The sequence below is a fragment of the Bacteroides sp. K03 genome (assembly GCF_019734355.1).
In the GTDB taxonomy this organism is placed as follows: domain Bacteria; phylum Bacteroidota; class Bacteroidia; order Bacteroidales; family Bacteroidaceae; genus Bacteroides; species Bacteroides nordii.
In genome coordinates this window covers 183,440-196,359 of sequence record NZ_JAASHC010000002.1, presented here as the reverse complement: position 1 = coordinate 196,359, position 12,920 = coordinate 183,440, and the positions used below count along the sequence as shown (strand labels likewise).

The 12,920-nt window shown below is 38.3% G+C and carries 10 protein-coding genes; 4 read left to right on the top strand and 6 right to left on the bottom strand.

What is annotated here, in order from left to right:
• The first annotated feature begins 112 nt into the window (after positions 1 to 112).
• A complete protein-coding gene (locus HCG69_RS01905) occupies positions 113 to 349 on the top strand; it encodes a YecH family metal-binding protein (protein WP_221648632.1) in 237 nt (78 codons plus the stop codon).
• A 189-nt stretch (positions 350 to 538) separates the two neighbouring features.
• Positions 539 to 2,578 carry a toxin-antitoxin system YwqK family antitoxin gene (locus HCG69_RS01900; RefSeq protein WP_221648745.1) on the top strand — a complete coding sequence of 680 codons (2,040 nt, stop codon included), beginning with the start codon at positions 539 to 541 and terminating at the stop codon, positions 2,576 to 2,578.
• Positions 2,579 to 2,813: 235 nt separating this feature from the next.
• Here the strand turns inward: HCG69_RS01900 and HCG69_RS01895 are convergent, their stop codons facing one another.
• Positions 2,814 to 3,818, bottom strand: coding sequence for a beta-ketoacyl-ACP synthase III (locus HCG69_RS01895; RefSeq protein ID WP_221648631.1), 1,005 nt, complete (start codon positions 3,816 to 3,818; stop codon positions 2,814 to 2,816).
• Between the two features lie 452 nt (positions 3,819 to 4,270).
• Here HCG69_RS01895 and HCG69_RS01890 point away from each other — a divergent pair, with 452 nt between their 5' ends.
• Positions 4,271 to 5,305 (top strand): alcohol dehydrogenase, encoded by a 1,035-nt coding sequence (locus tag HCG69_RS01890; RefSeq protein ID WP_221648744.1) that lies wholly within the window; start codon positions 4,271 to 4,273, stop codon positions 5,303 to 5,305.
• Between the two features lie 54 nt (positions 5,306 to 5,359).
• Positions 5,360 to 6,166, top strand: a complete 807-nt coding sequence (locus HCG69_RS01885) for an RNA methyltransferase (RefSeq protein WP_221648630.1) — start codon at positions 5,360 to 5,362, stop codon at positions 6,164 to 6,166.
• 290 nt (positions 6,167 to 6,456) lie between these two features.
• Here HCG69_RS01885 and HCG69_RS01880 read toward each other — a convergent pair whose 3' ends face one another.
• The 5 genes from HCG69_RS01880 to HCG69_RS01860 form a co-directional block, all read right to left on the bottom strand.
• Positions 6,457 to 7,026, bottom strand: coding sequence for a YdeI family protein (locus tag HCG69_RS01880; RefSeq protein ID WP_221648629.1), 570 nt, complete (start codon positions 7,024 to 7,026; stop codon positions 6,457 to 6,459).
• A gap of 457 nt (positions 7,027 to 7,483) precedes the next feature.
• Positions 7,484 to 7,597 carry a RhuM family protein gene (gene rhuM / locus HCG69_RS20605; protein WP_370634102.1) on the bottom strand — a complete coding sequence of 38 codons (114 nt, stop codon included), beginning with the start codon at positions 7,595 to 7,597 and terminating at the stop codon, positions 7,484 to 7,486.
• A gap of 599 nt (positions 7,598 to 8,196) precedes the next feature.
• Positions 8,197 to 8,364: a hypothetical protein gene (locus tag HCG69_RS01870; protein WP_192916946.1), complete on the bottom strand. Its 168-nt coding sequence runs from the start codon at positions 8,362 to 8,364 to the stop codon at positions 8,197 to 8,199.
• Between the two features lie 674 nt (positions 8,365 to 9,038).
• On the bottom strand, positions 9,039 to 9,257 hold the full coding sequence (locus HCG69_RS01865) for a hypothetical protein (RefSeq protein WP_221648628.1): 219 nt from the start codon (positions 9,255 to 9,257) through the stop codon (positions 9,039 to 9,041).
• Between the two features lie 123 nt (positions 9,258 to 9,380).
• Entirely contained in the window at positions 9,381 to 12,902 is a 3,522-nt protein-coding gene (locus HCG69_RS01860) for a type I restriction endonuclease subunit R (RefSeq protein WP_221648627.1), read from the bottom strand.
• Positions 12,903 to 12,920 lie beyond the last annotated feature (18 nt).

The window sequence follows — 12,920 nt, the reverse complement described above, 5'->3', positions numbered from 1 at the left end:
TATTTATAATCTTAAAAAATACTATTTTGCTTCACTTATATTGGGTTTTGTAACATAGGTTACTACTTTTAAACTGTGTATCCTGTTATCTTTGCCCAAAAATAAATTAGTTATGGAACAGTTACATGCTCATGAAGTCCTCCATATGATGGAAGGCAACAGTTATTCGGAAATCACTTTAAAAGAAGCCATTATTAATAAGTTTGGCAAAGACCAACATTTTTACGCTTGTTCTGCTGACGATATGAATATTGACGAATTGATAGAATTTCTTAAAAGAAAAGGCAAATTTATGCCTTCTGAAGATGGTTTCACTGTCGATATAAGTAAGGTCTGCGATCATAAATAGTCTTTATTAAAGTAATATTCCAAATATACTTTATATACTTTCGCAATCTTTGAGTCACTGAACTCATGTAATGCAAATATCGGGAAAATTTTGAAATGTACATTGTTTTCCCGGTATTTCTGTATCTATAATTTCATCTTTCATCTTTTTTTAGTAGTTTTGTCCAATCAAGTTAATAATATATTAATGATGAATGAATTGGACAACGGGCAGCAAGAACAATATTCTGAACCCGAAAAGAAAAAGAACACGCAAAAAATCGTAAAAAGAACTTTAGTTACGGTAGGATTGGCATTGGTAGTATATATTGTATATTCTATAGTCCATCTATTTGTCTCGCCCGATCATAATATTCAGCAAATTTATCTTGTTCCGGAGGACGCTGCGTTTATCATTCAATCATCAGCTCCGGTAAACGACTGGGAAAAATTCAGCGGAAGCGAAACATGGAAATGTCTGAAGAAAGCAAAATCTTTTGAAGAGGTCACAAAGAGTGTCGAAATGCTTGATTCAATAGTTAAAAGTAACAAAGTATTGCTGTCACTTGTGGGTAAACGGGATATGCTTATTTCACTCCATAAAGTTCGTGCAACCGACTGGGATTTTCTGATCATATTGGATATGCAGAAAGCATCCAAGATGGATTTATTAAAGGATCAGATTGAAACGGTGCTGGCAATGACGGGTAATACGGTTACTAACCGGCAATATAGTGGCATTAACATTCTCGAAATGCGTGATCCGGATACACGTGATATTTTTTATTGTGCTTTTGTAGATAATCATTTTGTGGCTTCTTATACGTCCGGACTTGTTGAATCGGCCATTGACTCACGTAGTAAACCTAAAATAGGACTCGATCATGCTTTTATTGAAGCAGAAAAGCTGGTTTCCGGTAAAGGACTTATCCGAGTTTTTGTAAACTATGCACATCTGCCACAATTTATGAATATTTATCTGGGAGCCAAAAATGAGTATGTTGATATGTTCAGTAACTCTATGAATTTTGCAGGACTCTTTTTTAATACGGATAAAGACCGGATGGAGGTAAAAGGGTATACATTCCGGAAAGACACAGCCGATCCTTATGTAACTGCTTTACTGAATTCGGGAAGGCACAAAATGAAAGCGCATGAGATTCTGTCTGGGCGAACGGCTCTTTATACTAATATTGGTTTCAATAACCCTGTAACCTTTGTCAAGGAGTTAGAAAACGCCCTTTCTCTCCATGATAAGCAGCTGTATAGTTCTTATGAAAGCTCCCGTAAAAAGATCGAAGGATTATTTGGTATCTCTTTGGAAGAGAATTTTCTGAGTTGGATGTCCGGAGAGTTTGCCATTACCCAATCCGAACCAGGCTTGCTGGGGCACGAACCGGAATTAATTTTGGCTATCAGGGCTAAAAACATGAAAGATGCCCGTAAGAACATGGAGTTTATTGAAAAGAAGATTAAGCGACGTACTCCGGTTAAGATTAAAACGGTTAATTATAAGGATTTTGAAATTAACTATGTGGAAATGAAAGGCTTCTTCCGATTGTTCTTTGGAGGATTATTTGATAAATTTGAAAAGCCATATTATACGTATGTAGATGATTATGTTGTTTTCAGTAACAAGGCTTCATCTTTGCTCTCCTTTGTAGAGGATTACGAACAAAAGAATCTACTGAAAAATAATCCGGGATTTAGAAATGCGTTTTCGTATTTGAGTTCAAATTCTACCATTTTCCTATATACGGATATGCATAAATTCTATTTTCAGTTGAAACCGATGATGAATGCTACTACGTGGAATGAGATACAGGCTAATAAAGATGTTTTGTTTTCGTTTCCTTGCTGGTCTATGCAGATTGTAGGGAATAGCCAATCGGCCTCTTTGCAATATGTGATGGATTATAAACCGTATCAACCCGAAGAAGTTGTTGCAGTTGTCACCGATGAAGAAGATGAAGAAATGAATGAAGATGCTGACACTGAGAAAGAACAGATGAGCGAACTAAAACGTTTTTATGTCGAGAAGTTTGAAGGAAATATCTTGCGGGAATTTTATCCCGACGGTGCATTGAAAAGTGAAGCGGAAGTCAAGGAAGGGAAACGGCATGGGCGTTATCGTGAATATTATGAAAATGGTAAGCTGAAATTCCGGGGGAAATATGCAAATAACCAACCCAAAGGTACATGGAAATATTATACCGAAGAAGGTGAGTTTGAACGTAAAGAGAAATATTGAATGATTTCACCACAAAGTAATACAGAGTTTTAAATTTTTATCGAAACGCAGATTAACGTAGATTTTCGCAAAGGGAAACAAATCAAAGATAAAGAACTACAGTCTTTTAATCTGCGTTCATTTGTGTTAATCCGCGTTTCATCAGATAAATAATACTCTGTGAATTCTATGAAACTTTGTGGTGAGTTTAGTTCATTTCTGATCAAATTAGAGACAGGCCTTAAATAACGCTAGATTATCTTCTTGTGCCGTCATATCCCCACTTAACATAAATGGCTCCCCAGGCAAAACCTGCTCCGAATGCTGTAAAAATCAGATTATCACCTTTTTTGAGTTTATTTTCATAATCCCATATGCAAAGAGGAAGTGTAGCGGCACTTGTATTACCGTAGCGTTCTATATTTACCATAACTTTCTCTTCCGGCATATCCAGGCGTTGTGTAACAGCATTTATTATGCGCTGATTGGCTTGATGTGGGATCACCCAATCGATTTCACCTTTATTCAGGTTGTTTCTTGTAATAATAGCTTCACAGGCATCCGACATATTTGCTACGGCATATTTGAATACCGTACGTCCTTCCTGATAGATATAATGCATATGGTTATCCAGCGTATAGTAGGAGGAGGCACATACGGACCCACCTGCTTTAATATGTAGAAAAGGCAACCCTTTGCCATCTGTTCTCAAAACAGAATCTATAACACCCAGCTCCTCAGTGGTTGGCTCAAGCATAAAGGCGGCTGCACCGTCGGCAAAGATCGGGCAGGTTGCACGATCCGTATAATCTACTATCGACGACATTTTATCAGCTCCTACTATAATAACCTTTTTGTATATTCCTGAACGTATAAAATTCGCTCCGGTTTCCAATGCATAAAGGAATCCGCTGCAAACAGCCTGTACATCAAAGGCAAAAGCATTTTTTAATTCCAGTTTATCACATAATATGGAGGCGGTTGAAGGTAAACGATAATCAGGAGTGGTAGTAGCTACAATTACCAGATCAATATCATCCGGGTGAGATTGGGTACGTTGCATCAATTGTTTTGCAGCTTTGCGAGCCATATATGAAGTTCCAAGTCCTTCTTCTCTTAATATATGCCTTTCTTTTATACCAATACGTCCCATAATCCATTCGTCGGTAGTATCTACCATCTTAGAAATTTCATCATTAGTTAAGATATAATCAGGCACATATCCTCCGACTCCTGTGATTACTGCGTTTATTTTCTGCATCGGTTTTATTGTTTAGTAGGTTTTGAATAGTTTTGCTCATTTTGAGAACTAAAAATAAGGGCGTAAATATACAGAAAAGAGGAGGATTTCCAATAGTAGTCCAATAAACGCTTTGTTCTTTTATCATTGCGAAGGAAACTTTGGGCAAATTTTAACTAAATAGCTGAGGCTGCTTATTTTTGTTTCGTTGCATCCTATTTGTATCGCTATAATTGCCGGATATAGTTTCTTTCCGGTTCATCTTCCTTGGTTGTATGATGATGGATATAGAATCATATTCGGTAAGATTGTAATCTTTTACTAAATGTTATCTGATTGGAAATAGTGGTGGTATGATAGTTGAAAGTGAGTGATCTATTTGATGTTATTGACTGTGATATAAGGTCGGTGTTTTACTGTGAAATCACTATCTTTGCAATGGAATGGAACTATTAATTAATGAAAAGGATATTATGCTTACCTACACATACGTTGAACATGGAAAATTTGAATTGCGGGAGAAGCCAAAACCGGAAATAATAAATTCACGGGATGCAATCATACGAGTGACTCTTGGCAGCATTTGTACCAGTGACCTCCATATCAAACATGGTAGTGTGCCGCGTGCCATCCCTGGAACAACAGTTGGGCACGAGATGGTGGGTGTCGTAGAGGAGGTGGGGGTTGATGTCACTTTAGTCAAGCCCGGCGATAGAGTAACTGTGAATGTCGAGACTTTCTGCGGAGAATGTTTCTTTTGCAAGCGGGGATATGTTAACAATTGCACCGACTCCAATGGTGGTTGGGCTTTAGGTTGCCGCATTGACGGCGGTCAGGCAGAATATGTCAGAATTCCTTATGCAGACCAAGGGCTAAACCGTATTCCTGATACAGTCAGTGATGAACAGGCTTTGTTTGTTGGCGATGTGCTTGCAACAGGTTTTTGGGCAACCCGTATCTCAGAGATTTCCGAGGACGATACTGTTCTTATCATTGGCGCCGGTCCTACCGGAATCTGTACATTATTGTGTGTGATGTTGAAGAAGCCGCGGCGTATTATTGTCTGTGAAAAGTCTCCGGAAAGAATCCGGTTCGTGCGTGAACATTATCCTGATGTGTTGGTAGTGGAATCAGAAAACTGCAAAGACTTTGTGATTCAAAACAGTGACCATGGTGGTGCTGATGTTGTATTAGAGGTAGCTGGTAGTGAAGATACTTTCCGCTTGGCGTGGGAGTGTGCCCGTCCCAATGCCATTGTTACTATCGTAGCTCTCTATGATAAACCTCAACTTCTTCCTTTGCCCGATATATATGGCAAGAACTTGATTATTAAAACAGGTGGAGTGGATGGCTGCGACTGTGCCGAGATTCTTAATCTGATTGAGGAAGGTAAGATAGATACAACCTCTCTTATTACGCACAGATTTCCGTTGAAGGAGATTGAGGAAGCCTATCGTATATTTGAAAATAAGTTGGACGGAGTTATTAAGGTAGCCATTTATAAATGAATCGTTTTGTGAATGAAGCGATTGCATGTTTAATTCAAAATTATAAGCAATAGTATGCCTGTTATCGAAATATCATCTTTATCTCATCCGGGAGTTGAGGTATTCAGCACTCTTACTGAAACTCAGTTACGCAATCGTACCGAGCCTGATAAGGGGATTTTTATAGTTGAAAGTCCGAAGGTTATCAAGCGAGCTTTGGATACCGGCTATGAACCTTTAGCCATTTTGTGTGAACACAAACATATTGTCGGTGATGCTGCTGAAATTATTGAGCGTTGTGATAATGTGCCTGTCTATACCGGTAGCAGAGAATTGCTTGCTACGCTGACCGGTTATGTCCTGACACGTGGCGTTCTCTGTGCCATGCGCCGCCCTGCTCCACGTAGTATGGAAGAGGTATGCCGGGAAGCCCGGCGTATTGTTGTAATTGACAGTGTTGTCGATGCAGCTAACATTGGTGCTATCTTCCGTTCGGCAGCCGCTCTTGGAATTGATGCTGTATTACTAACGCGTAATTCCTGCGACCCGTTGAACCGCCGTGTGGTCAGGGTGTCTATGGGAGCCGTCTTCTTTGTGCCATGGACTTGGATGGATGGTCCTCTCAGTGACTTGGGAAAATGGGGCTTCCGTACGGCTGCTATGGCGCTCACGGATAACTCTATCTCCATTGATAACCCTGTCTTGATGAGTGAATCCAAATTGGCTATCGTGATGGGTAACGAAGGGGAGGGGCTTTCGAGTGAAACGATTGCTGAGGCTGACTACGTAGTTCGTATCCCCATGGCGCGTGGTGTTGATTCGCTCAATGTAGCCGCTGCGGCTGCTGTAGCTTTCTGGCAGCTTCGTGCTTCACAATTTTGAGATTAGTACATTCCAAAGTTATCTCTGATTATTTGCTGATGATACAAATTATTACTATTGCAAATAGGATAGTAATCAAATAGCTATACTTTGCTGATTGCCTTTCTTATAAGAGGGGAATAGATTATTTTACGGTGAAATTAGTCACCTGAATATAGCTGTCGAATAACTCATTGGTAGTGATTATTGCTATATATTAATAGGTTACATTACAAAAATGTGACCACATATAAAGTGATCGTATTTTTATGACCACTGATCTAATTTCTATGCTGATATTTTGTTTGGATTTAATAGTATTTATCAATTCCTCCGAAGCCTGTGATTCTTTTATTATCTTTCGTCTTGTCGATGAAGTTGTGTAATCGCCTTTCAAATTCTTCCGGTCGTTTTCTTGCGGCTTCAATGTATGCAATACGAATACGTTTGTATGCATCGGAAAAGCGTTGATAATTTTGCCATAATCCTTTATCTTCTCTCAGCTTGTCCATTATATCATTGGGAAATATAAATGGTTCGGATAATGCCTTTCGTATCTTATCCTCAAATTTGGGATGTATCATCCTGTTTTCCATCAACCACCTGAGTCTCTCTTTGTTGGCTTGTGAGTATGTACTTTTAGGATTTCGAGGCGTGAAATGCTGAATTTTATGCTCTTTGTCAAGCGACTTTATTGTACTGTCAATCCACTCGAAACAAAGGGCTTCTTCAACAGCATCATTGTATGTAACACTTTTTTTGCCTGAAGATTTACTGGGAAATACAAACCATATTTCATTGGCAGTTTCAAAATTTTCAGCAAGCCATATTCGCCAATCTTCTCGATTCTCAAAATACTTTATTTTATTCTCTGCTGTCATAACAAGGAATATGTGATAATGTAGTCGGTTTCTTAGCTGTCATATAATCAATAGTAATCTATGCTAATCGTTAGTAATCACCACCTATTTCCCGATGCAGCATATTCGCACTATTAATTGTCAGCGTTTTGCTCTTTTAAACGGTACAAGCCTTATTTTTACAATTACATTGAAAGTACCGGGAAATTCAATGTGCTGGTTTTCATACTTTTCGATATACGTGTTGTACCGCATTTTTTCAGTCCATTTGCGGAAGTTTCCAATCAATTTTAGAGGGTTGATTTAGTGGGTGTTTCCGCATTGGGGTTACAAATGCTTTGCAGAGGCAAATGTATGAAAAATAAAGCAAATGCTTCAAAGAAAGTGAAGAACTTTTGTACAAGCATACTTCATATTTGATTATTTGTAGTGCTTTTGTACAGTTTAGTCTATCGTAAATACTTTTGTCATGTATTATTTACAGGGAGTTAACACGGTATCCTACTGAGATTATCATTTCAAGATTATAGTAATCAATCTTTCGTTCTACCTCTTGTCTCCCTCTTTTTGAACTGTTACAAATATTTCCCAATATCCCGACTTATTAGAGCCAATATGTTTAATTAAGTCTTTCTCCTTTAATATAGACATAATACGTTCACCCTGCCGTAAGGAAAGTGAGAGAGAGTCTGCTACCTCTTTTACTGTTATCCGATTATTAATTCGAATAAGTTCTAATGTGCGCTATTCGTTTATACCGACATTTTAGAGTAATTCATATAAGAACGTTCTCCGGTACCAGCTGTGACATTTGATAAATGTAGAACTCCATTTACTGATGAAAATTCACCCAAAGCTGTTTAAACGATTGTTCCTGTATTCTTTAAAACGATATGAAGATAGCTTCTTAAACATCTCCGCAGAAAATATCGCTATGGTTCTTTACAAAGGCAATAGATTGTTCGTATGGATCCACTAACCGAACAACTTATGGAAGCTTCATTCTTATTACCCGACACCAAGAAAAACTATCTAGCGGAATACTGTTAACGTAGAAATAGACTCAAGGATATGAAGTAAGAATTTTGAAATTCTATTCTCTTACTTGCCGATAGCTTCCATCTTTTTAATACGATAATAGAGAAAAGGGATCATTTAGTAATTAAACAATCCCTTTTATTGTGTAACACATTAAGCGTACTGGATGAGTTTCCATGTTACAGCTCTTCCTCCGTATGGAGGCATAGTGTTACCTTTGGCTATAGGAGCGGTTGTTGAAGGTGTTCCAACCACTTGCCATACGCCACTCTCAGGACATTTTTGCCCTGTAGATGCGGTAGTACCAATTGGTGCTCTCATATCATTCAAGTTTTAATAACCCCAAATTTTCCAGAAAGGATCACTCTGTTCATTATTTACAGGTATAATGAAAACCTGTTTTCTCCGTTGGTGCATTGTTTACCGTTTATGGCAACTTGGACAGCAATAGTAGCAACCATCTACATTAGAGTAATACTCTTTTGCTTTTTTAACTGCATCCGCACAGTTTGAAAAATAACCTAGTCCAATTAGATTTGAACTGTGAGGTAAATAACTACATGTGCTTTTGTGCACCTCATGCTCACCCGTTGATTGAGCATTCTTGTTTACGTAATAATAATCCATAAAATGAAAGAATTAGATGAATCAACCTGCTTGTGTTAAGGGTAGTCTGCACGGCTGATATAAGCAAACTACTTATTTGAAAATCCTGAACTATTGATTTGATACAAAGATATATTGCTGTTGTGCATTCTATCTGCACAGATTACTTTTTCTGAATAATATCTTCGACTCTAAACTCAAAAACATACTCATTCTTTACATCTTGAATGATTATAGGGAATAATATGCGGACAGTTTTACCAATGAAAAGTTGTTTTGGCTCCTCAATATTATTTTTGTCAATAGGGAAATTGAATAATTTGCCTTTGCGCCATCCACCATACTGTCCGTTGACGTAATATACATTATCGTTCGGTATCACAATATCACTAAGTGACGATCCACATTATATCAATGTAGGCATCCTCGTACTTGTAGTTGTTTTTTTCTTCTACGTCAAGTTTAATAATTTTAGTATCTCCATACTGTGTTTTTGCATCAGCAGGAGCCTCCACGTTGGATAGTCCGACATTATAAGTCAAATATGGACCAAATGTACACGATGTTATAGAGACAGCGGCAATTAGAGAGAGTAGAATCTTTTTCATATCACCGTTTAAATGATTAATAATTTCACAACAAAGGTGATATGGATGAATTCATTCAATCTGCATAATAAAAAAAGAGCTCAAGAAAACTTGAACTCTTTAGCTATGTACTACTTGAGAATACTAATATCCAGCAACCTCTATATCTGTTGCACTCACCATTGCAGCATAGACATACATTGCAGCAATTGCATGTAAAGCAGGTGATAACTCACCTGATTTTAAAATTGGAGCTTGATGTGCCTGGTCATTTCGCCATTGATAAAGTAAGTTATAGAATGTACTCATATTAGCCAGTTTAGGGTCCTTATTTTTATACAATCGTTGAATATCTGGGAATTGATATACTACATTTACTAAACCTGTTGATGTCTTATCGGATACAAGTTCTTTTCCTTCTTTCATATAATATATTTTGCGCAACAGTGCTTCGTACTTAGTGACCAATGTCTGAAAATATATCTGTAAATCAATATCTCTATTCTCTGCACGATATAGATTATTGAAAGTCTCTTTTACTATTTCATTGAGTCCGTCAAGACTTTCAATCGTTGTAGCATTAAATATCTTAAAGAGCCAATCTATAACTTCTTCAAGATCACGATAGGTTACTCCTGCCAGCTCTTCAAATTCCCCGATAAGATTGTCGTACATCAATTGTTTGAGAACTACTTCGTCGTAACTAAGTCTATTTGATTTGGTTGTTGCCGCAGCAAGGAACTCAAATGCCTTTCTGAAGAAAGTTTCTGAAAAAGCCTGATTACCAGACATAACCTCCATAAGACTAACATATTCATTGATTTTATCCCAACCTTTAGCTGTAAACTTGTCTTTCACAAGTTCAATTAACACATCAACTGTATTTTGAGCACTGAAGGCTTTTTGAATATCCTCATCTTGAAGTACCTCAAGCAACAAAGAGTATATCAACTTATCATTCTCTTGTAGAAAACCTGCATACGGTTCGTTGATCTCTTTGAGCAAATCTTGTAATGTTCCGAGCGTTCCCGGTTTAGGTGCATTTACTCGTCCATCTCCGCCTGATTTTAAGTTACCATCCTCTTTATCAAGCAGAATAGTTCCACTAGCTGACTCCTCTATCTTGAATTTATCGAGATTGATACGGTTTAGTATATCAAGAGGGAGAGTTTCTTTAGTGTATGGCAAGAACTTATATAGCAGTTTACAGAACAGGTAATATTTTTCTAATTGAGGATCGATAAATGTCATTAATTGCGAAAGGAATGTATATTGACGCACATATCGATCAACAAGCTTACGAAACTTCACTTTCTCTTCGTTCTCCATGGGATCAACACGCTCTTCAATAATAGTTCTGAATAGTGGTGAAAGCACTTCTGGCTTTTGCGATTTATCTATCAATACCTCTATTGCTTCGTTAAGTTGTTTTTCCGTAAAGACTTTGTATTTATCTATTTCTGATTTAAAATCATAGAGCTTTTGCGTATCAATAGGCTCGCTCAAACGTGTTGTTTGATAGTATGGTTGGAATGACTTCTGAATCTCCTCCTGTTCATTCACAAAGTCGATAACCATAGTGTCCTGTTTCCATTCGGCACAGCGGTTAAGTCGGCTCAGCGTCTGAATTGCTTGCACCCCACCTAGTTGCTTATCAACATACATTGTATGCAATAGAGGTTGGTCGAATCCTGTTTGGAATTTATTGGCTACGATAAGTATTCTGCATTTATCGTCATTGAATTTATCACGTATTGCAGCATCCTTGATACCGAAGCCATTCATGTTCTCTTCGGTATATGTATGGGCGTTTATTTCAACGCTGCCAGAAAATGCCACGAGAGTAGATATTAGATTTCCATACTTCTCTGCGATGATTTTATCTATTACCTGTTTGTATCTTACCGCATTGGCGCGAGAACTTGTGACAACCATCGCTTTTGCTCTTCCGTTTATTTTGTGAATAGTCTTATTCATAAAGTGAGTAAGCATCATATCGGCTTTATATGAGATAGTATATGGATGGTCGTTTACATGCTGCATCAAAAGCTTCATAGCTTTTTTCTTATCATATTCCTCGTCGTTCTCATCTTCCATCTGTTTTCCTACAATCTCAAACATAGATTTGAAGGTGGTGTAGTTCTCCAGAACATCCAATATAAACCCTTCATCAATAGCTTGACGCATTGAGTAAATATCAAATGCCTCTCCATTGTGTCCAAATAGAGCCAATGTCTGTTTTTTCGGAGTAGCAGTAAAGGCAAAATAAGAAATGTGATCCATTTGTCCACGTGCTGCTTGAATTTCAGCTAACAAGCGATCGGTATCGTTCTCTATCTCCGCATCATTCTCCTCTACAATTGTTTGCAGAAGTTCTTTGTCTGTGAGTGTAATTTTCACGTCTTTAGCGTTTTCGCCATTTTGCGAGCTGTGCGCCTCGTCAATGATAACTGCAAAACGTTTACCTTTGAGTTCACCAAGGTGCTTGCGAACATTTGCAAACTTTTGAATCGTGGTGATTATGATACGGTTCCCATTCTCAAGTGCCGTCGCAAGTTTTGAAGAGCCGCTTTTTACCGATTTTACCACTCCGGCAACAGTTGCAAAATCCTCTATCTCGTCGGCGATTGCCTTGTCGAGGATAATTCGGTCCGTTACCACTATAATACTGTCAAAAGAGGGCTTATCTTCTACATCAAACAGGTCGCTAAGTTGATGAGCAAGCCACGCAATACTTTTCGACTTGCCTGAACCTGCACTGTGTTGCACGAGATAGCTCTCGCCATTACCTTTCTCTTTAATGTCGGCAATGATTCTGCGAACACAACGCAACTGATGGTAACGAGGGAAGATGGTTACTCTCTCTCGTGTTTTACTTTTTCTGGGGATATACTGCTTGATAAAATCTTGAATGATATTGAGCAGACTATCTGCCTGAAATATATCTTCCCACATATAACTCGTTGCGTATTTGCCTTCGATAATAGGGTTGTCGGTGTTGATGTTAAAGGGCAAGAACATCGTATTCTCTCCACACAGTTTTGTAGTCATCATTACACGATTGTTATCTGCTACAAAATGCACCAAGCAACTTTTTAACATTCTGTTGTTAGGGTCTCTATGGTTGCGGTATTGCTCCATACCATTGACAATGTTTTGTCCCGTACCTTCGTTTTTGAGTTCGCAAGTGATAAACGGAATGCCATTAATGAGTATCGCCAAGTCAAGCTCATTACCTTTGTCTTTTGTAGCGGTAGAGTACCGCATTTGACGCACAACAGAGAAGCAGTTCTTATTGTATAGAGCCACAAATGGCGTGTTACGTTTCTGGTCGGGCTTGAATTGTAGCAGCTTAATTTTTATGCCTTGTAGCGTAAATCCGTCACGGAGCGTTTTGAGCATTCCGTTATTGTCTACCTGATGGTTATATTCACGAATCACCTGATCAAGAGCTTCCGTCCCAAATCGTTTTGAGAGCTTTGCCCACGTTTCCGGTTGCCCCTCTTCGATAAATTGACGGAGCATCACGGGGTCACACATTCGGTTGATGTCAAAATCAGCCGATGTACGGAGATTATATAGTGGACTTGAGGCAAGGTGAGCCGCAATAACATCTTCAAACACCGTCTCTGTCGGGTTGTTTATCATATAGTTACTTTGAGTCATAATATATATCGTTTAGAG

Coding starts and splice junctions, on each gene's coding strand:
- HCG69_RS01900 (WP_221648745.1), top strand. CDS start 539: ATGAATGAATTGGACAACGGGCAGCAAGAACAATATTCTGAACCCGAA.
- HCG69_RS01895 (WP_221648631.1), bottom strand. CDS start 3,818: ATGCAGAAAATAAACGCAGTAATCACAGGAGTCGGAGGATATGTGCCT.
- HCG69_RS01880 (WP_221648629.1), bottom strand. CDS start 7,026: ATGACAGCAGAGAATAAAATAAAGTATTTTGAGAATCGAGAAGATTGG.
- HCG69_RS01860 (WP_221648627.1), bottom strand. CDS start 12,902: ATGACTCAAAGTAACTATATGATAAACAACCCGACAGAGACGGTGTTT.
- HCG69_RS01890 (WP_221648744.1), top strand. CDS start 4,271: ATGCTTACCTACACATACGTTGAACATGGAAAATTTGAATTGCGGGAG.
- HCG69_RS01885 (WP_221648630.1), top strand. CDS start 5,360: ATGCCTGTTATCGAAATATCATCTTTATCTCATCCGGGAGTTGAGGTA.
- HCG69_RS01905 (WP_221648632.1), top strand. CDS start 113: ATGGAACAGTTACATGCTCATGAAGTCCTCCATATGATGGAAGGCAAC.
- HCG69_RS01870 (WP_192916946.1), bottom strand. CDS start 8,364: ATGAGAGCACCAATTGGTACTACCGCATCTACAGGGCAAAAATGTCCT.
- HCG69_RS01865 (WP_221648628.1), bottom strand. CDS start 9,257: ATGAAAAAGATTCTACTCTCTCTAATTGCCGCTGTCTCTATAACATCG.